Raw genomic sequence first — 22,942 nt, forward strand, 5'->3', positions numbered from 1 at the left:
ACGGCCACTCGACCACCGAAAGCCCGCGACACCACTCCTCCGTCACGGCCACTCGACCACCGAAAGCCCGCGACACCACTCCTCCGTCACGGCCACTCGACCACCGAAAGCCCGCGACACCGCTCCTCCTCGCGGGGGGTATCGAGACCAGGAACGCCGCAGGGGCGGGGCCACCTGGCCCCGCCCCTGTCTTCCCCGGCCCGTCAGCCGGGGTCGAGGCGGCTGACGAAGTCTGTGGTGGCGCTACTCGGTGGGGACCCGGAGCTGCTGGCCGGCCACGAGCACCGTGGAGTCGAGACCGTTGAGACGCTCGATGCGGGAGATCATCGAGCGGACCTGACCGTCCTCGGAGGCGTCGGCCGCGATCTCCCAGAGGGTGTCGCCCGTGCCGACCGTGACTACGGTCGTCGACTCGACCGCGCCGGGCTCCGGCGTGGCCACCGAGCCAGCAGCCAGGACCAGCCCGATCCCGAGCACCACCGCCAGGCCGAGCAGGAACACCACGAGCCGTCCGCGGCGGGTGAGCCGGAGCTCCCCGCGGGTCGTCGACAGGGTGCTCAGTCGGACGGGGCTCAGCTGGATCGTGCTCATTGGGACCTCCTGGGGAAGTGGCGGTCAGCCTCGGTGCCTGACCACAACCGCATGTCTAACGGCGGCCACCGACAGTCCGGTGCGGGCCAGCTGGTCGATCAGACGTTCGATCGAACATGTGTACGAGGCTAGAGCAGGTGTTCGAACGAAATCAAGGGCTCGACGAACATTTGTTCGAACATGGTCGGCCCGACACGCCGTTCGAACACGTGTTTGAAGCGGGGCGGTCGGATCGGTACGGTGTGGCCCACGAGCATCCCGGCGAAAGGCGTCACCATGGCCAGCAAGAAGAACGTCAGCGAGCTGCCCGACGGGCCGCCGGACGCGACGGGCCTGACCCCGCGTCAGCAGCGCGTGCTCGCCCACATCAAGGACAGCATCGAGAAGCGCGGCTACCCGCCGAGCATGCGCGAGATCGGCGACGCCGTCGGCCTCACGAGCTCCTCGAGCGTGGCTCACCAGCTGAAGTCCCTCGAGGAGAAGGGCTTCCTCAAGCGTGACCCGCACCGACCGCGGGCGCTGGAGGTCTTCCTGCCCGAGGTGATGGCCGCCCGCCGCACGCTCTCCAGCGCCGAGGAGACGTCGTACGACGAGACCGGCCTCGGCGACTCCGCCCCGACCCCGGCCAACGTGCCCCTGCTCGGCCGGATCGCCGCCGGCGGTCCGATCCTCGCCGAGGAGCGCTACGAGGAGGTGTTCCCGCTCCCCCGCCAACTGGTCGGCGAGGGCGAGCTCTTCCTGCTGGAAGTCGCCGGCGACTCGATGGTCGACGCCGCCATCTGCGACGGCGACTACGTCGTGATCCGCAAGGAGCAGACCGCGGAGAACGGTGACATCGTCGCCGCCCTGCTCGACGGCGAGGCCACCGTGAAGACCTTCAAGCGCAAGGACGGGCAGGTCTGGCTGATGCCCCACAACGAGGCCTACGACCCGATCGACGGCACCCACGCGACGATCCTCGGCAAGGTCACGGCGGTGCTGCGACGAGTCTGATCCGGGTGGGTGGGCGTGCGAGGATGGCGCGTCCGCCCTCCCCTTGGATGGAGATCTCGTTGCGCGCTCGTCACCGTTCGCTGCTCGCCACCGTCGGCGCCGTCGCCGTCGCCGCCGCCCTGTTGAGCCCTCCCGGGGCTGCGCGCGCGGCTGACGACCCCGCCGTCGTGCCGATCACCGAACCGACCGGGGCAGCCGACGCCACTGCCCGCGCCGTCGAGGTGCTCGAGCAGGCCGACGAGATCGTGAGCGGTGAGGTCGACGGCCGGGACGCGAGCCTGGCTCTGCTGGAGCTGGCCCGCACACGCTCGGCCCTCCCCGCCGCACGCCGCGCGGAGGCCGATCGGATCCTGGCCCGTCCGACCGACACCCCGGACACCGACGCCGGCGGCCGGTTCGGCTACGCCGCCAACGCACTCCCGACCCAGGCCTGCCAGGGCGGCTTCTGCGTGCACTGGGCCCGCGCCACCTCCGACGCCCCGGACCTGACCGACGCCGACGCCAACGGCCGGCCCGACTACGTCGACCGGGTCTTCGCGACGCTGCTGAAGGTCAGTGGCACCTACGTCGCCGCCGGCTACCGCAAGCCGGTCTCCGACCGGACCCGCGGTGGCGGGACCAACCAGTTCGACGTCTACCTCGTCGACACCGGCCGCGAGGGCCTCTACGGCTACTGCGTCCCCGAGGGCGTGACGTCCAGCACCCAGCGCAGCGCTCAGGCCTACTGCTCGCTCGACAACGACTTCGCCAGCAAGCAGTTCCCGGCCAACACCCCGGTCCACAACCTGCAGGTCACCACGGCCCACGAGTACTTCCACGCCGTCCAGTTCGCCTACGACATCACCGACGACCTCTGGTTCCTCGAGTCGACGGCGACCTGGGCCGAGGACGAGGTGTACGACGCCGTCAACGACAACATCCAGTACCTCCGCAACAGCCCGATGTCGCAGCCGCGCACCCCGATCGACAAGGGCCAGGACCTGCGCGTCTACGGCAGCTGGATCTTCTTCCGCTACCTCAGCGAGCTGGAGCCGGGCTCGCGCGGCGGGATGCCGACCATCGTCCGGGACATCCTGACCAAGGCCGCCGGACCGGCGTACTCGCTGCAGGCGGTGCGAGCGGTGCTGAAGGAGCGTGGTCGGTCGATGACGGCCACGGTCGCCCGCTTCTCGGCGGCCAACCGGCACCCGGCCCGCAGCTACCGCGAGGGCGCCCGCTACCCCGTGACCCGGCCCGAGGGCACCGCGCGCGTCGCCCGCAACCAGCTCCGCCGCGCGTCGCTGAAGCTGAACCACCTCAGCAGCGGCACCGTGCGCTACCGGCCCGGCAAGCGGACCAACCGGGCGAGCACCCGGCTGCGGATCGCGGTCGACCTCCCCCGCCGGACCCGGCCGACCGCCGCCGTGGTCACGGTGCGCCGGGAGTCGGGCAAGATCTCCTCTCGCCTGGTGCGCCTCCGGCCCTCCGGGGCCGGCCTCCTGAGCGTCCCCTTCGTCGACGGCCGGATCGCCTACGTCGACGTCACCCTCGTCAACGCCGGCACCCGCTACGCGTGCGGCCGCGGCACGGTCTACTCCTGCCAGGGCCGTTCGCTCGACGACGGCCTGCGGCTGCGGGTGCGGGTGCGCGCCGTCACCCGCTGAGCGGCTGCCGGATGAACAACGCGTGACGTCCGCGGTCAGGGCGTCACGCGGACGCTGACGGGTCGTTGGACGATCCGTGACCGCCTCCGGACCTGACCACGTCCTGCCGCTGCCCCGCCGTACCGTGCTCGCCACCGGCGCGGCGGGGACCGCGCTCACGGCGACCTCGCTGGTGGCCGGCGAGCCCACCGCGGAGGCGGCGCGCCCCGGCGCCCGCTTCTTCCGGCACGGCGTCGCCTCCGGTGACCCGCTGCCGCACCGGGTGGTGATCTGGACCCGGGTCACGCCGACCCCGGCCGCACAGCCCGGCTCCGGCAGGGGCCCTCGGGTCCGGGTCGGCTGGGAGGTGGCGACCGACCGCCGGTTCCGGCGCGTCGTACGACGGGGTGCGTTCGCGACCGGTCCGAGCCGCGACCACACGGTCAAGGTCGACGTCACCGGGCTGGAGCCGGCCCGCTGGTACTACTACCGGTTCACCTACCGCGGCGCCCGGAGCCGTCTCGGCCGGTTCCGCACCGCCCCGGCCCACGACGCGCTGCCCGGCCACGTCCGCTTCGGGGTCGTGTCCTGCGCCAACTGGCAGGCCGGCTACTTCGGGGCCTATCGCGGGCTCGCCGCCCGCGACGACCTGCACGCGGTCGTGCACCTGGGCGACTACTTCTACGAGTACGCCCCCGGCCAGTACGGCGCCGGCGCCGACGACACCGACGTACGACGGCACGTGCCCGCGAAGGAGGTCGTCAGCCTCGCCGACTACCGCCGACGACACGCGCAGTACAAGACCGACCCGGACCTCCAGGCCCTGCACGCCCGCTACCCGTGGATCGTCACCTGGGACGACCACGAGGTCACCAACGACCAGTGGAGCGGCGGTGCTGAGAACCACACGCCCGGCGGGGGCCTGAACGGCGAGGGCGACTTCCGGCGGCGCCGCGCCCGGGCCCACCGGGCGTACGACGAGTGGATGCCGGTCCGCCTCGACGGCACCGCCCGGCTCGGCGACGGCGACCGGCTGTTCCGCCGGCTGCGCTTCGGCCAGCTCCTCGAGCTGAGCATGCTCGACCTGCGCACCTACCGCAGCGAGCAGGTCTCGACCCCGGCCGTCGACGCCGGCGTCAGCGATCCCGACCGCACGATCCTGGGCGGCCGGCAGCTGGCCTGGCTGAAGTCGTCGCTGAGCCGCGAGCGGGCGCAGTGGAAGATCGTCGGCAACCCCGTGATGATCGCGCCGCTCGGCCTCGGCGGGCTCCCCGACGAGCTGATCGCGCCGCTCAACTCCTTCCTCGACCTGTTCCCCGAGGACGGGGTCACCATCAACACCGACCAGTGGGACGGCTACACCGCCGACCGCAACGAGATCTTCGGCCACCTGCGCGACCACCAGGTCACCGACACCGTCTTCATCACCGGCGACATCCACGGCGCCTGGGCCGCCGACCTGCCGTACGACGCGTCGACGTACCCGCTCACGGGGTCGGCCGGCGTCGAGTTCGTCTGCACGTCGGTGACCTCCAACAATCTCAAGGACGCGCTCGGCACCCCGCGCCGCAGCCCGGTCAACCTGGCCGCCGAGCAGGCGATCCTGGCCGCCAACCGGCACCTGAAGTACCTCAACTTCGACGACCACGGCTTCTCCGTCCTCGACGTGACCCCGGAGCGGGCGCAGATGGACTGGTACGTCATCGGCTCCCGGAGCACGCGCCGCACGCCGGTCACCTGGGCCCGGTCCTTCCAGACCCGGGCCGGCACCGGGCGGGTCGTGGCGGTCGACCGGCCGGTGGGTCGCTGATGTGCCGGGACGGCACCCCGGGTGCCTTCGAGCGCGGACTGGCCGAGGTCCGCACGGGGCGTCGTACCCTCCTGCAGGCGGGTGGCGCCGGACTGGTCTTCTCCGCCGTCGCGGGGCTGCCCGAGGTCGCCGAGGCGGCGGTGCGCACCGGTCGCCGGGCCTACGTGCTGGTCATCGACGGCTGCCGGCCCGACGAGATCGACAGCGGCCTGACCCCGAACCTGCGGGCGCTGCGGGACGGCGGCCTGCGGTTCCCGCGGGCCTCCTCGATGCCGATCGCGGAGACCATCCCCAACCACGTGATGATGATGACCGGGGTCCGGCCCGACCGCAGCGGCGTCCCCGCCAACGCGGTCTACGACCGGCGTGAGAGGGCGGTCCGCGACCTCGACCGGGCCTCCGACATCCGGGTCGACACGATCATCGAGCGGCTGAACCGGCGTGGGCTGCGGACCGGGACCGTGCTCAGCAAGGAATACCTGTACGGCGTGTTCGGCGGCCGGGCGACGTACCGCTGGGAGCCGGCGCCGATCATCCCCGTCTCGGGACACGCCCCCGACCTGTTCACCATGCGCGCGGCCCTGGACATGCTCGACGACCTCGACCCGCACCTGATGTTCGTCAACCTCGGCGACATCGACCGGTTCGGCCACGTCGACCTGACCGGCGGGTCGCTGAAGGTGCTGCGTCGTACGGCGCTGGTCGGCACCGACCGGCTGGTGGGGCGGTTCGTGGACCGGCTGAAGGAGACCGGGCGCTGGGAGCGCTCGATGGTGGTCGTGCTCGCCGATCACTCGATGGACTGGTCGACGCCGGGCAACCTGATCTCCCTGCAGCCGGTGCTGGCGGCCGACCCGTTCCTGGCCGGCCGCTTCGTGATCGCCGACAACGGCGGCGCGGACCTCGTCTACTGGACCGGTCCCGCCTCGCAGCGCAGCCAGGCGGTGGCCCGGATCCGGCGGCACGCGGCGGCCGTCCCGGGCGTGCTGGCGTCCTACGACCGTCGTACCAAGGGTCTGCGGCTCGGCCCGGAGGCCGGCGACGTCGTCGTCTACTGCCGGGCCGGTTGGCGCTTCAGCGACCCCGACCCGACCAGCAACCCGATCCCCGGCAACCACGGCCACCCGGCGACCCGGGCGATCCCGTTCTTCATCTCCGGTGGGCACCCGGTGGTCCCGCGACGCCGGGCCTCGTCGGCCCACGCCCGGACCGTCGACGTCGCACCGACCGTCGCCCGGTTCTTCGGCCTGCGCCGGCCGCGGCGTGGCTGGGACGGTCGCTCGCGGCTGTGAGCGTCGGCATCCGGCCGACGGATCCGGCCCCGGCGGTCGAGCGGTGAGGCCACATCATCAGCCCCCGGGTCGGTGCATCGAGCACCGCCACTCCGGGCGCACTGTCCGGACACGCGGTGCGGCGGTGTGCTGTCCACCGGAACGGCCCTCGGCCGGGTGGACCACTCACCGTCCAGGCCTCGCCCCGCGACGACTCAGCGGGCGGTGGCGGACAGGCGGGCCAGTGCCTTGCGGACGACGGCCGGGTCGGTGGTGGTCCACATCGGCGGCAGGCTGGAGCGCAGGAAGCCGCCGTAGCGGGCGGTGGCCAGTCGCGGGTCGAGGACCGCGACAACGCCGCGGTCGGAGGTGGTGCGGATCAGTCGGCCCGCGCCCTGGGCCATCAGCAGGGCGGCGTGGGTGGCGGCGACCTGCATGAAGCCGTTGCCGCCGGCCTTGTCGGCGGCCTTCTGGCGCGCCGACATCAGCGGGTCGTCGGGCCGCGGGAACGGGATCCGGTCGATGAGCACCAGCTGGCAGGTGTCGCCCGGGACGTCGAGGCCCTGCCACAGCGACAGGGTGCCGAACAGGCAGGTGTGGGGGTCGGCGACGAACTGCTTGGCCAGCTCGGGGAGCTGGGCGTCGCCCTGGGCGAGGGTGGTCAGGTGGGGCAGCCGCTCGCGGACCGCCTCGGCCGCGGTCTCGGCGGCCCGCCGCGACGAGAAGAGCCCGAGGGTGCGGCCCTCGGCGGCGTCGACCAGCTCGACGATCTCGTCGAGCTGGGCCTTCACCAGCCCGTCGCGACCCGGGGGCGGCAGGTGGCGGGCGACGTAGAGGATCGCCTGCTGGCCGTAGTCGAACGGTGAGCCGACGTCGATGCCCCGCCAGGGCAGGCCGGTGCCGGACGCGTGGGCGTCGGCGGGCGCACCCTCCAGGACCCGCTCGGTCGGCTTCAGCCCGACACCGGTCGCGACCGCCCCGAAGTCGCCGCCGAGCATCAGGGTCGCCGAGGTCATCACGACGGTCTTGTCGGTCAGCAGCTTGTCGCGCATCGTGCCCCAGACCTGCAGCGGCGCCACGCACAGCCGCGGCGGGATCCGCTCGGTGCCCTCCCCCATCCACAGCACGTCGGCGTCGGAGAAGGCGGCCATCCGCTCGGCGGTCGCGAACACCTCCTGCACGGCGCCGCGCGCCTGGGTCCGGCCGGCGTCGGCGTCGCCGTCCTTGTCGGGCTTCGGGTACGCCGAGAAGCAGGCCCGCGAAGCGTCGCGCACCAGCACCAGCGCGTCGGCGAGGTCCTCGGGCACCACCTCGAACCGGCCGGCCGTGGCCTCGCCCATCGCCGCCCGGAGCGCGTCCGCGGCGTCGGCCAGGTCGTCGGCCTCGGAGCCGTCGACGTAGCGCTGGGAGCGGCGCGCGGAGCGCTCCACCTCGGCCGCCCACAGCTCGTCGGTGGCGGCCTGGGTGACCCGGGCGGTCAGCTCGTGGGCCTCGTCGACGACGACGACGTCGTAGTCGGGGATCATCGGGACCCCCTCGATCGCGTCGATCGCCAGCAGCGAGTGGTTGGTGACGATGAGGTGGGAGCGGTGGGCCTTCTCCTTGGCCAGCTCGGCGAAGCACTCCTGGCCGAACGGGCACTTGGCCGCACCGAGGCACTCGCGGTGGTTGACGCTGACCTGGCGCCACTCGCGGTCGGTGTGGCGCGGGGCGTGGTCGCGCTCGCCGCTGCCGCCGTCCTCGGCCGTCTTCTCCGCCCAGGCCCGCAGCTCCAGGATCTTGGCGCCCATCGAGCCCTCGGGCATCTGCACCAGCGCCCCCTGGTCGTCCGGGACGCCCTCGCGGACCCGGTGCAGGCAGGCGTAGTTGGACCGGCCCTTCAGCACGGCGTACGACGTGTCGACGCCCGGCGTGCCCTTGACCGCCTCGGCCAGCCGCGGCAGGTCGCGCTCGACCAGCTGGTGCTGCAGCGCGAGCGTCGCGGTGGCCACCACGACCCGCTCGCGGTGCAGCAGGCTGGGCACGAGGTAGCCCAGCGACTTGCCCGTGCCGGTGCCGGCCTGGACGAGCAGGTGGCGCTCGTCCTCCATCGCCGCGGCGACCGCCTCGGCCATCGCGACCTGGCCGTCGCGCTGCTGACCGCCCAGCGCCTCGACGGCGGCGGTCAGCACCTGCGTCACGGCGGGGGTCTCGGGCACCCGTGAACCCTAGACGCCCGGACCGACGCCCGCGGCGGCTGTCCCCAGGCCGCCGCGGGAAGCCCCGGTGGACTGGGCTAGAACCGCAGGTGCTCCAGGTAGAGCCGACCGACAGCGGCGCTGGTGAGCGGGCTGACGTCGGGGGTGTCGTTCTCGACGATGTACTCCTCGACGCGGTGCCGGCGCAGGATCCGGGCGAAGTCCACGACGCCGGTGCCGAGGTCGCTCATGTCCCCGGTGGCGGCGTCGCGGTCCTTGACGTGGAACTGGCGCACCTCCTGCGGAGCCCGCCGTACGACGTCGATGGCGAAGCGGTCCGGATCCGCCGCGCCGGTGTTCACCCCACCCGTGTAGGCCCAGTAGAGGTCGACCTCCAGGTGCACCAGCCGCGGGTCGAGCCGCTCGGTCAGGACCTCCCACGGCGTCACCCCGCCGCCCAGGTCGGTCGTGAACTCGTGGGCGTGGTTGTGGTAGCCGTAGCGCAGGCCGTAGCGCTTGGCGAGGGCCGCCTCCTCGTTCATCCGGTCGGCCCAGCCCTGCCACTCGGCGAGGCTGTTGGAGGCCAGGTAGGGCACCACGACGTAGCGCTGGCCCAGGGTCGCGGCGTTCTCCAGCTTGGTGCGCAGCGCGGTCCGGTCGGCGCTGAGGCCGTCGTGGCTGGACGTGGCCCGGATGCCGAGCCCGTCCAGGAAGGTGCGCAGCTGGGCGGCGGTGCGCCCGTAGTAGCCGGCCAGCTCGACGCGGGTGTAGCCGTACTGCGCGAGCCGCTGCAGCACGACGTCGAAGCCCGCCTGCCCGCCCAGGGCGGCGCGCAGCGTGTAGAGCTGGATGCTGATCCTGTCGTGCGGCACGCCGCGCGAGCGGCCGTCCCCGTGGCGGCCGCCCGCGGCGGCGGGCGAGGCGAGCCCCGACCCGACCGCGGCGACCCCGGCGGCACCGAGCGCCGCTCCCCTGAACAGCGAGCGGCGACTGGCGCCCTTCTCCTCCAGCGAGCGGCGCAGCGCGCCCTCGCCGTCGTAGCCGAAGCACATGACGGTGGTTCCTTCCCGAGAGAGTGGTGGTGCAGGTGAGTCAGTCGTCGGTGGCGAACGCCGCGTCGAAGGCGGCCGTGGGGGCGTCGAAGGCGAGTCCGCGCACGAACTCGAGGGCCTCGGGCGCACCGCGCAGCCGGTCCATGCCGGCGTCCTCCCACTCGATGGAGATCGGGCCGTCGTACCCGATCGTGTTGAGCATCCGGAAGCACTGCTCCCAGGGCACGTCGCCGTGGCCCGTGGAGACGAAGTCCCAGCCGCGCCGCGGGTCGGCCCACGGCAGGTGCGAGCCGAGCCGGCCGTTGCGGCCGTTGCCGGTCTGCCTCTTCGCGTCCTTGCAGTCCACGTGGTAGATCCGGTCCTGGAAGTCCCAGAGGAACCCGACCGGGTCGAGGTCCTGCCAGACGAAGTGCGACGGGTCCCAGTTGAGGCCGAACGCCTCGCGGTGGCCGATCGCCTCCATGGCGGCCTTGGTCGTCCAGTAGTCGTAGGCGATCTCGGACGGGTGCACCTCGTGGGCGAAGCGCACGCCGCACTCGTCGAAGACGTCGAGGATCGGGTTCCAGCGGTCCGCGAAGTCGCGGTAGCCGGCGGCCACCATCTCCTCGGTGGCCGGCGGGAACATCGCGACGTACTTCCAGATCGAGGAGCCGGTGAAGCCGACGACGGTCTTCACGCCGAGCCGCTGAGCGGCCCGGGCGGTCATCTTCATCTCCTCCGCGGCCCGCTGGCGGACGCCCTCGGGGTCGCCGTCGCCCCAGATCCGGGACGGCAGGATCGCCTGGTGGCGCGCGTCGATCGGGTCGTCGCAGACCGCCTGGCCCTTCAGGTGGTTGGAGATCGCGAACAGCTGCAGCCCGTGCTGCTCGAGCAGGTCGAGCCTGCCCTGCACGTAGGCGTCGTCCTCGGCCGCCTGCCACGGGTCGAGATGGTCACCCCAGCAGGCGATCTCGAGGCCGTCGTACCCCCAGCCGGCGGCCAGCTTCACGACCTCCTCGAAGGGCAGGTCGGCCCACTGGCCGGTGAACAGGGTGATCGGGCGGCTCATGTCGGGATCTCCTGCCAGGTGCGGGTGTCGGAGCTGGACTCGACGGCGGCGAGCACGCGCTGGACCTGCAGGCCGTCGGCGAACGTGGGAGCGGGGTCGGTGCCCGCGGCGATCGCCTTCACCAGGTCGACGACCTGGTGGGTGAAGCCGTGCTCGTAGCCGAGCCCGTGGCCGGGCGGCCACCAGGCCTCGACGTACGGGTGCTCGGGCTCGGTGACCAGGATCCGGCGGAAGCCCGCGGTCTCGGCCGGCTCGGAGGCGTCGTACAGCTCCAGGACGTTCATGTCCTCGAAGTCGAAGGCCAGCGAGCCCGCCGAGCCGTTGAGCTCGATCCGGATGGAGTTCTTGCGGCCGGTCGCGAACCGGGTGGCCTCGAAGATGCCGAGCGCGCCGCCGGTGAAGCGGCCGATGAACACCGCGGCGTCGTCGACGGTGACCGCGCCGCGGTCGCCGTCGGCCGTGGGCCGCTCCTTGACGAACGTCTCCAGCTGCGCGGACACCTCGAGGATCCGGTCGCCGGTGATGTGCTGGGTCAGGTCGATGATGTGGGCGCCGATGTCGCCGAGCGCGCCGGAGCCGGCCTTCTCCTTGTCGAGGCGCCAGGTCAGCGGGGCGTCGGGGTCGGAGATCCAGTCCTGGAGGTACGACGCCCGCACGTGCCGGATCTCCCCGATCCGACCCTGCTCGACGAGCCGGCGGGCCAGCGCGATCGCCGGCACCCGCCGGTAGGTGAAGCCGACCATCGCCCGCACCCCGCGCTCCGCGGCGGAGGCGGCGGCCGCGGCCATCTCCTCGGCCTCGGTCACCGAGTTGGCCAGCGGCTTCTCGCACAGCACGTGCTTGCCGGCGGCGAGCGCGGCGATCGCGATCTCCGCGTGGGTGTCCCCCGGCGTGCAGACGTCGACCACGTCGATGTCGTCGCGGGCCACGACGGCCCGCCAGTCGGAGGAGCTCTGGGCCCAGCCGAGCCGGTCGGCGGCGTCAGCCGCGCGAGCAGCGTCGCGCCCGACGGCGACCGTCATCACCGGGTCGAGCGGCAGGTCGAAGAATCGGGGCGCGCTGCGCCAGGCCTGCGAGTGGGCGGCGCCCATGAAGGCGTGCCCGATCATGGCGACGCGCAGGGGTCGAGCGGGGTCGGTCATCAGGGATCCTCCCGGATGGGGGGCGTGCCCGCCCCGGGAGAGAGGGGCGGGCACGCCATTCGTGGGCGACGGTCAGGAGTCGAAGCAGAGGTCCCGGTACTCGGCCACGTTGTCGGCCGAGACCACCGGTGCGTTCAGCACGACCCGCTTCGGCACCTCGACCTGGACCAGGTCGGAGAGCCCCTTGCCCTGGGCGATCAGTCGCGCCAGCTTGATGCCGTCGGCGGCCTGGGTCGGCGGGTAGATGACCGTGGCCTCCATCTCGCCGGCCTCGATCCAGTCCATCGCGTTGCAGGAGCCGGCGCCGCCGATGAAGGCGAACTCGTCGCGCTCGGCGGCGTCGAAGGCCGCCTTCACGCCCACGCCCTGGTCGTCGTCGTGGTTCCAGATGATGTCGATCTTGTCCTCGGCCTGCAGCAGGTTCGCCGCGACCTCCTCGCCGGACTCGACGGTGAACTCGGCGGCGACGCGACGGTCGACCTCCTGGTCGCACGCCTCCAGCGCGTCCGCGAAGCCCTGCGAGCGGTCCTGGGTCAGCGGCAGCGCGTCGATGCCGGCGATCTCGGCGATGACCGGGTCGGAGATGTCGTTCTCCTCGATCAGGCCGCAGGCGTAGGTGCCGGCCGAGACGCCCATGCCGTAGTTGTCGCCGAGCACGGTGGTGCGGGCGGCGAACGGCGAGGAGAACTCGCGGTCGACGTTGATCACCGGGATGCCGGCCTCCATGGCCTGGATGGCGGTCTCGGTGAGCGCGGCACCATCGGTCGGGAGGAGCACGATCGCGTCGACGCCGTCGTTGATGAAGGTCTCGACCTGGGCGATCTGCGCGCTGGGGTCGTTGGTGCCCTCGGCGAACTTCAGCTCGATGTCGTCGTACTTCTCAGCGGCCTCCTGGGCGCTGCTGTTGATGGCGGCGAGCCATCCGTGGTCGGCCGCCGGACCCGAGAAGCCGATGGTGACCGTGTCGCCGGTGTCGTCGTTCGAGCTCACCGTGCTGGCGGTGGTCTCGTTGTCACCGGAGTCCTCCGGCTCGTTGCTGGTGCAGGCGCTGAGCACCAGGCAGGCGACCGCCGCGACGGCGACGCCGACGAGCGGGCCCCGGCGACGCGGAAGGGGACGTGCGGACATGGTTTCTCCTCGGGTTGTGTGGTGCTGGACGGCGTGGGCGGGTGCCACGCCGCCCTAGGTGGTGTGGGAAGAACGGCCGGCGAGGCGCTGCTGGAGCAGCACGGCGACGACGATGATCAGGCCCTTCGCGACAGCCTGGGCCGAGCTCGAGAGGTCGTTCTGGACGAAGACGTTCGAGAGCGTGGTGAAGATCAGCACGCCGAGCACGGTGCCGACGATCGTCCCGCGGCCACCGCTCAGCAGCGTGCCGCCGATGACCACCGCGGCGATCGCGTCCAGCTCCCAGAGCGTGCCGTGGGTCGACGACCCGGTGGTGGTCCGGGCCGTGATCATGACGGCGGCGATGCCGCAGCACAGGCCCACCAGGCCGAAGATCATCACCGTGTGCCGGCGGACGTTGATGCCGGCCAGACGAGCGGCCTCGGGGTTGCCGCCGACCGCGACGGTGCGACGCCCGAACGTCGTGCGGTTGAGCAGCACCCAGCCGATCACGGAGACCAGCGCGAACATCCACACCAGCATCGGAATGCCGATGAGGTCCGCGCGGAAGAAGTCGGCGAAGCCGTCGACCTTGACGATCTGGGTACGCCGGTCGGCGATGATCTCGGCGAGTCCGCGGGCCGACGCCAGCATGGCCAGGGTGGCGATGAACGACACGATGCCGCCGTAGGCGACCAGCAGGCCGTTCACGAGCCCACACGCGACGCCGACGAGGAGCGCCGTGCCGACCATGACGATCCAGTGGATGTCCTCGGCCATGGTCTGGGTGGCGAGGGTGGTGCACCAGACGCTGGCCAGGGCCGCGATCGCGCCGACCGAGAGGTCGATGTGGCCCGCGGTGATGACGAAGGTCATGCCGATGCTGACGACGCCGATGACCGAGGCCAGGCGCAGGATCGTCAGGAGGTTGTCGACGCTCGCGAAGTTGTCGCCCGCGGTCGCGACGCCGACCACGCACAGCACGATCAGGGCGACGACCAGGCCCAGGTTGCGCCCGACCCCGCTGCCCATCACCGCGGCCAGCGAGCTCTGGGGAGTCGCGGTGTGGAGTGCGGCCTTCTCGACGCGCACGCTGTCCTGGCTCATGCCGGAACCTTTCCTTCCATGACGAGATCGAGGACCGTGGCCTCGTCGATCGCAGTAGCGGCGGACTCGTGGACGACGGCGCCCTCCCGGACGACGAGCACCCGGTCCGCCAGGCCGAGCACCTCCTCGATCTCGCTGGAGACGACCACGACGGCGACGCCGCGATCGGCCAGGGACCGGACGAGCTGGTAGATCTCCGAGCGGGCCCCGACGTCGACGCCGCGGGTGGGCTCGTCGAGGAGCAGGACCCGGCACTCGCGCATCAGCCAGCGGGCGAGCACGATCTTCTGCTGGTTGCCGCCCGACAGCGTGCGGACCGCCCGGGTGACCCCGGTCGGACGTACGTCGAGGCTGGTGGTCAGTGCCTCGGCCTCGCGCTGCTCCGCGCCACGGTCCAGGAACCCGAACCGGGCGAAGCGCGACATCGACGAGACGGTCACGTTCTTGAAGACGGCCTCGTCGAGCAGCAGGCCCTGGCTCTTGCGCTCCTCGGGTGCGAGCCCGATCCCGGCCCGGACCGCGCGGTCCACCGAGCCCCGGCGCAGCGGCTTGCCGTCCACGGCGACCGTGCCGGCCGAGGAGCGGCGGGCGCCGTACACGGTCTCGAGGATCTCGGAGCGTCCGGCGCCGACCAGGCCCGCGAGCCCGACGATCTCGCCGGCGTGGACGGTGAGGTCGACGTCGCGGAAGACGCCGGCGTGGGCCAGCCCGCGCACCTCGAGCACCGGGGCGCCCCGGTCGCGCTGCTCCGCGGAGCGCTCGGGGAAGACGTACTCGATCGAGCGGCCGGTCATCAGCTGGATCAGCCGGCTGGTGGGCGTCTCCTCGACCGGCAGCCCGGTGGCGACGGTGACGCCGTCCTTCAGCACGGTGATCCGGTCGCCGATGGCGCGGATCTCCTCGAGGCGGTGGGAGATGTAGACGATGGCGACGCCCTCGGCGGTGAGGCCGCGGATCACTCGGAAGAGGTTGTCGACCTCGCCCTGGTCGAGGACCGCGGACGGCTCGTCGAGCACCAGGAGCCGGGTGTCGTGCGAGAGCGCCCGGGCCATGCTGACGACCTGCTGGCCGGCCGGCGAGAGGTCACCGACCAGGCGGTTCGGCGAGATCTCGGCGTGCCCCAGGCGGGCGAGCAGGTCGCGGACGATGCTGTTGGTGCGCTGCCGCTGCGTCAGGCCGCCACGGGAGAGCTCGTGGCCCAGGAACACGTTCTCCGCGACGCTGAGATGCGGGACCAGGTCGAGCTCCTGGTAGATCGTCGCGATGCCGGCCTTGATCGCCGCCATCGGGGAGCCGAGGCTGATCTCCTCGCCGTCCCAGACGATGGTGCCCTCGTCGGGCTGGTGGGCCCCGGCCAGCACCTTGATCAGGGTCGACTTGCCGGCGCCGTTCTGGCCGAGCAGGCAGTGCACCTCGCCCGCCCGTACGTCGAGGTCGACCCCGCCGAGAGCCCGGACGCCCGGGAACTCCTTGACGATGCCGCTCATCCGGAGCAGCGGTCGATCGGTCATGCGCACCTCGTCCACCTCGGGCCGAACGAGTGACGGCTGTCACTCGTGGCGTCAAGGTAGGACGGCGAGGACCAAACTTGCAAGCATTTCAGCGAAAGTAATGAAACTTGAGTGCAAACTTTCGCAACTGTCTGGACAAAGTCAGTTCACAGACTCCGGGGCGTAGACGGAGTCGCTGATGAGCCGGGCCGCGCCGACCACGCCGCCCTCGTCGCCCATCTCGCTGAGCACGATGGGCAGGCTCCCGGTGGCCAGGGAGAGCGAACGGCCGTACGTCACGCCCCGAATCTCGGCGAGGAACGGGTGCCCCAGACCGGTCACCCCGCCGCCGATGACGATCATGCCGGGGTTGAAGAACGACACCAGGGTGGCGAGCACTTGGCCGACCCGGCTGCCGCCGCCGCGGATCAGCTGCACGGCCGAGGCGTCGCCCCGCTGCACGGCCAGCCCCACGTCGGCCGCGGTCAGCACGCCGTTGGCCTCCAGCACCTCGGCCAGGAAGGGCGACTCACCGGCCCGGGCGGCCACGGTCGCGTCGCGGGCCAGGGCCGCGCCGCCGGCGTACGCCTCGAGACAGCCGATGTTGCCGCACGCGCAGGTCGGACCCTCGTCGGAGACCCGGATGTGGCCGATGTCCCCCGCGCAGCCGTCGACGCCGCGGTAGAGCTCGCCGTCGATGACGATGCCGCAGCCGATGCCGGTGCCGATCTTCACGAACAGGAAGTCCCTCGCCCGGCGGGCCACCCCGCTGTGCTGCTCGCCGATGGCCAGCAGGTTGACGTCGTTGTCGAGCAGCACCGGGCAGCCGAGCTCGCGCGAGACCGCGTCGCGGACCGGGTAGCCGTCCCAGCCCGGCATGATCGGCGGCGTCACCGACATGCCCCGGTCGAAGTCGACCGGACCGGGTACGCCGATCCCCGCGCCCGCGGGCTGCTCCACCCCCAGCTCGTCGAGGACCTCGCGCACCCCCGCCAGGGCGATCCCCAGGACCTCCTCGGGGCCCTGCCGGATGTCACAGCCCAGCTGGCGCGTGGCCAGGGTCGCCAGCCGGCCGTCGGTCACGCCCACGGTCATGCCGGTGGCGCCGATGGCGATCCCGACGAAGCGGATGTCCTCGGCCAGGTCGACCATCGTCGAGCGCCGCCCGCCGCGCGAGGCCGCCGGCCCCGCCTCCTGGGCCAGGCCGAGCTCGAGCAGCCGACCCACCTCGGCCGCCACCGTGGTCCGCGAGACCTGCAGGCGGTCCGCGAGCTGGGCCTTCGACAGCGGCCCCTCGTCACGCAGCCGCGTGAGCAACCGGGCCTGGATGGCGCTCTCCGCCCGACCCGCCAACGAATGTCGCACGGGTCGATACTCGCACGCCGCTACTGGACCAGCGCGCCGATCTGCTCGGCGACGTGGTCGCCGAACTGGCGGTGTCCGTCGGCGGTCAGGTGCAGCCGGTCCTCGAGGTAGGGCAGGTCGAGGCCGGTCATGGCGACGTACGTCGCGCCGTACTGGTCGCTCAGGCGGGCCAGGAGCGCGTCGATCGCCGGCACCCGACCGGCGCGGGACGGGGCCAGGGCCGGGCCGACCACGACGAGCTGGCGGTCACCGACCACGCGGACCAGCCGCTGGAAGCCCGCGGTGATCGCGGCCGGGCTCTGGTCCCAGTCGTTGAGACCGCCCTCGACCACGACCGGGCCGGTGCGGACGTCGCGGACCGCCTCCCGGGCCCGGGCCGCGAAGGCCACGCCCTCGCAAGGGCTGGCCGCGCGACTGAACCCGGAGCCGGAGAACCCGGCCACGTGCACGCGGCCCGGCAGCCGGCTGGGCCAGGAGTCGACCGCGTCGTCGAGGCCCAGGCCGGCGGAGTAGGAGTCGCCGACGACCAGCACGTCGGCGCCGGACCCGGTCACCTGCGCGGCGCGGGCGAGCGACTCGGCGGCGAACCGGTCACAGCGGCTCTCGTCGGCCCCGGCACGAGCCGTCACCCAGCCGGCCGACACGGTCGCCAGCAGCACCACGACGGCGAACAGCGTCACGCGCGCGCGGGCCGAGCCCGCGACCCCCCGGAGGACCACGGCACCAGTCTGGGGCCACGACCCCCAGGGGCACATGACCCGTTGGAACTAACGAGGGACTAGACCAAAGTTCAGACGAGGTAGTCCGCGAGCTCTCCCGCGAGCGCCTCGCTGGCCCGTCCGGTGACCCGGGTGCCGTCGGCGGTGTGCTCGAGGGAGCCGATCTCGCCCTGCTGGTGGATCTTGTTGACCAGGTCGCCGCGGGCGTAGGGCACCAGCGCGTCGAACTCGATCGACGGCCGGGGCAGCTCGGACTCGACCAGCGCGATCGCCTCGGCGATGCCCTCGCCGGTCTTGGCGGAGACCACGATGCAGTGCGGCTCGCGCTGGCGCAGCCGGGCCAGGACCAGCGGGTCGGCCGCGTCGGCCTTGTTGACCACGATGATCTCGGGGACGCCGGTCGCCTCGATCTCGGCGAACACCTCGCGGACGGCCGCGATCTGGCCCTCCGGGTCGGGGTGGGAGCCGTCGACCACGTGCAGGATCAGGTCGGCGTCGGCGACCTCCTCCAGCGTCGACCGGAACGCCTCCACGAGCTGGTGGGGCAGGTGCCGGACGAACCCGACGGTGTCGCTCATGGTGTAGACCCGGCCGTCGGCGGTCGTCGTACGACGGGTGGTGGGGTCGAGCGTGGCGAAGAGGGCGTCCTCGACCAGGACGCCGGCACCGGTGAGCCGGTTGAGCAGCGAGGACTTGCCGGCGTTGGTGTAGCCGGCGATCGCGACGGCGGGGATCTGGTGGCGCTGCCGCTCCTGCCGCTTGGTGTCGCGGGTGCCCTTCATCTCCTTCAGGTCCCGGCGCAGCTTGGCGATCTTGGTGTTGATCCGGCGGCGGTCGTTCTCGATCTTGGTCTCACCGGGACCACGGCTGCCGATACCGGCACCGCCGGCGACCCGGCCACCGGCCTGGCGCGACAGGTTGCCGCCCCAGCCGCGCAGCCGCTGCTTCATGTAGTTGAGCTGGGCCAGCTCCGTCTGCGCCTGGGCCTCGCCGGAGCGGGCGTGCTGGGCGAAGATGTCGAGGATCAGCGCGGTCCGGTCGACGACCTTGACCTTCAGCTTGTCCTCGAGGTTGCGCAGCTGGCTCGGCGCGAGCTCGCCGTCGCAGATCACCGTGTCGGCGCCGGTGGCCCGCACGATCTCGGCGATGCCCTCGACCTTGCCGCGGCCGACGTACGTCGCGGGGTCGGGGGTCTGGCGGCGCTGGTAGATCGCCTCGAGCACCTCGGAGCCGGCTGTCTCGGCCAGCAGCGCGAGCTCGGCCATCGAGTTCTCGGCGTCCTCGGTGGTGCCCTGCGTCCAGACACCGACCAGGACGACCTTCTCCAGCCGCAGCTGGCGGTACTCGACCTCGGTGATGTCCTCGAGCTCGGTGCGCAGGCTCGCGACCCGACGGAGCTGGTGGCGCTCGGCGAGCTCCATCGCGCCCACCGTGGGCTCTTCCTCGGGGTCGGGCAGGCTCAGGTCGGGCTCGTCGTAGCCGGACTCGGCGTCGTCCTCCCAGTCGGAGGTCTCGGCGAGTTCGGGGGCGAGGGTGAAGTCAGATGCGTTCGTCATACGCCTTCCAGAGTAGGTCTCTGCTTCAACGCGCGCGACGGGTTAACTCTTCCCCGTGAGACTGCCGCCGCTGCCGACCGACCTCCGCCTGCTCGGCCTGACCGGCTCGCCGGGCGTCGGCAAGTCCACCTTGGCCGCGGCGTTGGGCCTGCCGGTGGTGCCGATGGACGGCTTCCACTACGCCGACGTCGAGCTCGTACGCCGGGGCCTGCGCGAGCGCAAGGGCGCGCCGGAGACCTTCGACGCCGAGGGGTACGCCGCCCTGCTGCACCGGGTCCGCGCCGGCGAGCCCGGCGTCGTCGCGCCGATGTTCGAGCGCGGCCTGGAGCAGCCGCTGGCCGGCGCGATCGCCGTCCCGGCGGACGGGACGGTCGTGACCGAGGGCAACTACCTGCTGCTCGACGAGCCGCGCTGGCGGGCGGTGCGCGCCGAGGTCGAGGTGGTCTGGCACCTGCACGTCGACGACGTCGTACGCCGGGAGCGGCTGGTCGCTCGGCACGTGCGGTTCGGGAAGTCGCCGGAGGCGGCCGCTGCCTGGGTCGAGCGGGTCGACGAGCCGAACGCCCGGCTGGTCGACGCGGCCGCCACGCGGGCCGACGTCGTCGTCGACCTCACGACCTGGGCTCCGCCGCGAACCGACCCGGCGTGAGACCGGTCGCCGTCCGGAAGTCGCGGGAGAAGTGGGCCTGGTCGCTGTAGCCGAGCTCGGCGGCCACCCGGGCCAGGTCGACGTCCCTCCCGGCGGCCAGCCGCTCGGCGGCCTCGTGGAGGCGGCGGCGCTGGACCAGCCACTTCGGGCTCAGGCCGAGGCGGCTGCGGGTCAGGCGCTGGAGGGACCGCTCGGAGAGCGCGAACTTCTCGCACACCTGGCCGACCCGCTGCACCCGCGGGTCGCCCTCGACGTGCTCGACGACCGCGTTGACCAGCAGTCCCTCCTCGTCGACCGGGAGCAGGTCGCGCAGCGCGCGCTCCACGGCGGCGACCGCGGCCCGCTGGGCGCCGTCCTCACGCGGGTCGTCACCGACGACGGCGCGGACCGCCGCCGCCAGCCCCGCGCCGTCGAGGCCGCGCGCCTCAGCCAGCGGGACGGCGGAGTCGGTCAGCCGGTCCACGCTCCCGCCGGCGAGGGCGCGGCCGGCCGCGGGCTGCAGCATCGTGCCGACCGCCCAGCCGTCTCCCGTCAGCGCCTGCACGGACATCCCCCGCTGCGGCCCGACCAGCAGCGCGTAGTCGTGGGCGACGACCAGCAGGCAGACGGGGTACTGCAGGACCCGCTGCTCGCTCACCCGCCCGTCCCGCAGGGACCACACCGGCAGCCAGTAGCGGCGGACCACGTCGGCCAGGTCGGGACTCGGCGAGAACCGGAAGATCGGCGGCGTGTAGCCGGTCTCGTCGCGCAGGTGGGCCCGTTCGCTCGGGTCGATCCGGTCGGGCATGTGTCGGATTCTTGCAAGAGCCGCCGACACCGGTGGCCCAGGCTGGGGGCATGACTCCCCTCGACGACTTCCTGACCCACGCCGGCCCCTTCAGCGACGTCGTCGCCGCGGGCGGCGACTGGTCGGCGCCCAGCCCCTGCGCCGGCTGGAGCGCCCGGGACGTGCTCGACCACGTCGTCGACACCGAGCGCGAGTTCTTCGAGCGGCACGAGGCGGGTCTGGGCCCGCGGCCCGACGGCGAGCCCGCGACCGTCTGGGCCGCGCACCTCGACGCGGTCCGTGCCGCGGCCACGCCCGAGCTGCTGGCGCGCGAGTACGACTCCGTCTTCGGCCGTACGACGGTCGCCGCGACCCTGGCCTCGTTCTACGGCTTCGACCTGGTCGTGCACCGCTGGGACCTGGCCCGCGGGCTGGGCGGCGACACGACCTTCACCGAGCCCGAGCTGGACCTGATCGAGGCGGCGCTGCCCGGCTTCGGCGAGCACCTGTACGCCGACGGGGTGTGCGCGGCCGCCGTACCCGTGCCGGAGGACGCGTCGCGTCAGGTCCGGCTGCTGGGGACGATGGGGCGCGACGCGACGTCGACCGGCTGAGGCTCCAGGTCGGTCGACCACAGCGCGGCGCCCGACCCGTCGTGCAGGGTGACGGTCAGCAGGCCGTCGGCGGCGATCGCCACGTGGCCGAAGAACTGGTTGCCGGCCCGTGGTGACTGCCGGCGGCCGGAGTCGTTGCCCTTCGCGAAGACCACCTCGGCCCCGAAGGTGGCATCCGGCTCCTTGACCGGGAACGTCTCCGCGGCGATCGGCCCGGAGACGAACTCCCAGAACGGGTCGAAGTCGGTGAAGGCCGTGGCCCGCTCCGGTCGGTAGTGGTGCGCCGCGGTGTAGTGCACGTCGGCGGTCAGCCAGACGACGTTGCGCACCCCGGCGGCCTTGAACGCCGCCAGCACCCGCGCGATCTCCTCCTCGCGGCCGGCGGGAGCACCCGGGTCGCCGTTGCCCACGCTGTCCAGGTCGTCGGCGTGGTTGGAGCGCAGCGAGAGCGGCAGGTCGGCCGAGATCACCTTCCAGGTGGCGGTGGACCGGGTCACCTCGTCGATCAGCCAGCGCTCCTGGGCCGGCCCGAGGATGCCCGCCTCCCCCGCGACGCCGGCCACGTCGTTGGCCCCTCGGTGGCTGCGCATGTCGAGGCAGAACAGGTCGAGGTGCGCGCCGCGCGGCACCCGCCGGTAGATCCGGGTCGCGGCGAACCCGTCCCCGCCGCCGTGGACCAGCCGACGGACCGGTACCGGCTGGTACTCCTGCCAGGCCCGCCGGCCTCGCCGGGCGAGCACGTCGCAGCGGCGCTCGGTGTAGCGCTCGTCGTCGTGCAGCTCGCCCGGGTACCAGTTGTTCAGCGTCTCGTGGTCGTCCCACTGGGCGACGGTCGGCACCTCGGCGTACAGCGCCCGGACATGGGCGTCGGCGAGCGCGTAGCGGTGCCGGCCGCGGAAGTCCTCCAGCGTCTCGGAGACGTGCGCGACGGCGTCCGTCATCTCGTTGCGCCAGACCTGCCCGTCGTCCTCGACGACCCGCTCCTCCATCGGCTCGTCGCCGTAGATCGTGTCGCCGGAGTGCAGGAAGAAGTCGGGACGGGTGGCCAGCATGGCCGAGTACGCCGTCAGGCCGCCCAGGTCGGGGTTGATCCCCCACCCCTGCCCGCAGGTGTCGCCGGACCAGACGAACGACGTCGCCGCGGGGTGGATCGGCGCGGTGCGGAACCCGATCCGCTCGGTGCGGCCCCGGGTGCCGTCCGGCGCGGTGAACCAGACGTCGGCGTCGTACTGCCGCCCGGGCGCGAGCCCGGTCAGGTGCAGCCGCGCCGTGTGGTCGGTGCGCGCGTCGGTCCACGGCCCGCGCAGCGAGCGCAGGGTGCGGCCGTTGCTGCGCAGCCGCAGCGTCATCCGGCCCTCGTCACCCGCCCGCGCCCACACGACCGCCGAGTCGGTGGTCACCTCCCCGGAGCGCGCCCCGGTCGGGAGATCGATGCGGTCGCGGACCTGCGCCGGGGCCCCGCGGCCCCACCGGCCGGCCACGAGGGCCGGAGCGGCGCCGATCCCGATCCCCGCGAGGAGGGTCGTCCGTCGTCCGAGCTGGACCATGGGGTCAGCCCAGCGGCGTCACCTGACGGCCGACCCACCGGCAGGTGACGGGTCGCCCAACAGGACCCGGCCACTCGTCGGTCCCTCTCGCGAGCCCCCGGCTACCCACCTCGTTGGTCGAGTAGCGAGCGCCAGCAACCCACCTCGTTGGTCGAGTAGCGAGCGCCAGCAACCCACCTCGTTGGTCGAGTAGCGAGCGCCAGCAACCCACCTCGTTGGTCGAGTAGCGAGCGCCAGCAACCCACCTCGTTGGTCGAGTAGCGAGCGCCAGCAACCCACCTCGTTGGTCGAGTAGCGAGCGCCAGCAACCCACCTC

General features: G+C 72.7%; 19 protein-coding genes. 6 read left to right on the top strand and 13 right to left on the bottom strand.

Annotation, left to right across the window (positions count from 1 at the left end; genetic code table 11):
• Positions 1 to 243 precede the first annotated feature (243 nt).
• On the bottom strand, positions 244 to 591 hold the full coding sequence (locus V7S47_RS25190; protein ID WP_336564179.1) for a LysM peptidoglycan-binding domain-containing protein: 348 nt from the start codon (positions 589 to 591) through the stop codon (positions 244 to 246).
• A gap of 276 nt (positions 592 to 867) precedes the next feature.
• Here V7S47_RS25190 and lexA point away from each other — a divergent pair, with 276 nt between their 5' ends.
• From lexA to V7S47_RS25210, 4 genes are all read left to right on the top strand, one after another.
• Positions 868 to 1,584 carry a transcriptional repressor LexA gene (gene lexA, locus V7S47_RS25195; protein WP_336564180.1) on the top strand — a complete coding sequence of 239 codons (717 nt, stop codon included), beginning with the start codon at positions 868 to 870 and terminating at the stop codon, positions 1,582 to 1,584.
• Between the two features lie 59 nt (positions 1,585 to 1,643).
• Positions 1,644 to 3,227, top strand: a complete 1,584-nt coding sequence (locus V7S47_RS25200) for an MXAN_6640 family putative metalloprotease (protein WP_336564181.1) — start codon at positions 1,644 to 1,646, stop codon at positions 3,225 to 3,227.
• Positions 3,228 to 3,303: 76 nt separating this feature from the next.
• The gene (locus V7S47_RS25205) at positions 3,304 to 5,016 is read left to right on the top strand and encodes an alkaline phosphatase D family protein (RefSeq protein WP_336564182.1); all 1,713 of its coding nucleotides are present in this window, start codon (positions 3,304 to 3,306) and stop codon (positions 5,014 to 5,016) included.
• Positions 5,016 to 6,308 carry an alkaline phosphatase family protein gene (locus V7S47_RS25210; RefSeq protein ID WP_336564183.1) on the top strand — a complete coding sequence of 431 codons (1,293 nt, stop codon included), beginning with the start codon at positions 5,016 to 5,018 and terminating at the stop codon, positions 6,306 to 6,308. Before V7S47_RS25205 ends, V7S47_RS25210 begins: the two co-directional genes overlap by 1 nt.
• A gap of 194 nt (positions 6,309 to 6,502) precedes the next feature.
• On the opposite strand, the gene V7S47_RS25215 is transcribed toward V7S47_RS25210, so the two are convergent.
• The 10 genes from V7S47_RS25215 to hflX all read right to left on the bottom strand — a co-directional run bounded on the left by V7S47_RS25215 (position 6,503) and on the right by hflX (position 19,050).
• The gene (locus tag V7S47_RS25215; RefSeq protein WP_336564184.1) at positions 6,503 to 8,485 is read right to left on the bottom strand and encodes an ATP-dependent DNA helicase; all 1,983 of its coding nucleotides are present in this window, start codon (positions 8,483 to 8,485) and stop codon (positions 6,503 to 6,505) included.
• A gap of 77 nt (positions 8,486 to 8,562) precedes the next feature.
• Positions 8,563 to 9,516, bottom strand: a complete 954-nt coding sequence (locus V7S47_RS25220) for a sugar phosphate isomerase/epimerase family protein (protein ID WP_336564185.1) — start codon at positions 9,514 to 9,516, stop codon at positions 8,563 to 8,565.
• Positions 9,517 to 9,556: 40 nt separating this feature from the next.
• Positions 9,557 to 10,564 carry a sugar phosphate isomerase/epimerase family protein gene (locus tag V7S47_RS25225; protein WP_336564186.1) on the bottom strand — a complete coding sequence of 336 codons (1,008 nt, stop codon included), beginning with the start codon at positions 10,562 to 10,564 and terminating at the stop codon, positions 9,557 to 9,559.
• On the bottom strand, positions 10,561 to 11,706 hold the full coding sequence (locus tag V7S47_RS25230) for a Gfo/Idh/MocA family protein (protein WP_336564187.1): 1,146 nt from the start codon (positions 11,704 to 11,706) through the stop codon (positions 10,561 to 10,563). The genes V7S47_RS25225 and V7S47_RS25230 overlap by 4 nt, the downstream gene beginning before the upstream one ends.
• Positions 11,707 to 11,778: 72 nt before the next feature.
• The gene (locus V7S47_RS25235) at positions 11,779 to 12,834 is read right to left on the bottom strand and encodes a substrate-binding domain-containing protein (protein WP_336564189.1); all 1,056 of its coding nucleotides are present in this window, start codon (positions 12,832 to 12,834) and stop codon (positions 11,779 to 11,781) included.
• 54 nt (positions 12,835 to 12,888) lie between these two features.
• Positions 12,889 to 13,920, bottom strand: a complete 1,032-nt coding sequence (locus tag V7S47_RS25240; RefSeq protein ID WP_090860290.1) for an ABC transporter permease — start codon at positions 13,918 to 13,920, stop codon at positions 12,889 to 12,891.
• Positions 13,917 to 15,431, bottom strand: a complete 1,515-nt coding sequence (locus V7S47_RS25245) for a sugar ABC transporter ATP-binding protein (protein WP_336564190.1) — start codon at positions 15,429 to 15,431, stop codon at positions 13,917 to 13,919. Before V7S47_RS25245 ends, V7S47_RS25240 begins: the two co-directional genes overlap by 4 nt.
• A gap of 141 nt (positions 15,432 to 15,572) precedes the next feature.
• Positions 15,573 to 16,775, bottom strand: a complete 1,203-nt coding sequence (locus V7S47_RS25250; RefSeq protein ID WP_090860289.1) for an ROK family transcriptional regulator — start codon at positions 16,773 to 16,775, stop codon at positions 15,573 to 15,575.
• Between the two features lie 20 nt (positions 16,776 to 16,795).
• On the bottom strand, positions 16,796 to 17,494 hold the full coding sequence (locus tag V7S47_RS25255) for an SGNH/GDSL hydrolase family protein (protein ID WP_336564191.1): 699 nt from the start codon (positions 17,492 to 17,494) through the stop codon (positions 16,796 to 16,798).
• A gap of 71 nt (positions 17,495 to 17,565) precedes the next feature.
• On the bottom strand, positions 17,566 to 19,050 hold the full coding sequence (gene hflX / locus V7S47_RS25260) for a GTPase HflX (RefSeq protein WP_336564192.1): 1,485 nt from the start codon (positions 19,048 to 19,050) through the stop codon (positions 17,566 to 17,568).
• A 55-nt stretch (positions 19,051 to 19,105) separates the two neighbouring features.
• Here hflX and V7S47_RS25265 point away from each other — a divergent pair, with 55 nt between their 5' ends.
• Positions 19,106 to 19,699, top strand: a complete 594-nt coding sequence (locus tag V7S47_RS25265) for a nucleoside/nucleotide kinase family protein (protein ID WP_336564193.1) — start codon at positions 19,106 to 19,108, stop codon at positions 19,697 to 19,699.
• Here the strand turns inward: V7S47_RS25265 and V7S47_RS25270 are convergent.
• Complete coding sequence (locus V7S47_RS25270) at positions 19,662 to 20,486, bottom strand: AraC family transcriptional regulator (RefSeq protein ID WP_336564194.1); 825 nt, start codon at positions 20,484 to 20,486, stop codon at positions 19,662 to 19,664. The genes V7S47_RS25265 and V7S47_RS25270 overlap by 38 nt on opposite strands.
• A 50-nt stretch (positions 20,487 to 20,536) precedes the next feature.
• Here V7S47_RS25270 and V7S47_RS25275 point away from each other — a divergent pair, with 50 nt between their 5' ends.
• Positions 20,537 to 21,079 carry a TIGR03086 family metal-binding protein gene (locus tag V7S47_RS25275; protein WP_336564195.1) on the top strand — a complete coding sequence of 181 codons (543 nt, stop codon included), beginning with the start codon at positions 20,537 to 20,539 and terminating at the stop codon, positions 21,077 to 21,079.
• On the opposite strand, the gene V7S47_RS25280 is transcribed toward V7S47_RS25275, so the two are convergent.
• Positions 21,028 to 22,626: an alkaline phosphatase D family protein gene (locus V7S47_RS25280; protein ID WP_336564196.1), complete on the bottom strand. Its 1,599-nt coding sequence runs from the start codon at positions 22,624 to 22,626 to the stop codon at positions 21,028 to 21,030. The two genes, V7S47_RS25275 and V7S47_RS25280, sit on opposite strands and share 52 nt — an antisense overlap.
• Positions 22,627 to 22,942 lie beyond the last annotated feature (316 nt).

Origin of the sequence: Nocardioides sp. CCNWLW216 (assembly GCF_037120545.1) — a bacterium.
GTDB lineage: Bacteria > Actinomycetota > Actinomycetes > Propionibacteriales > Nocardioidaceae > Nocardioides > Nocardioides lianchengensis.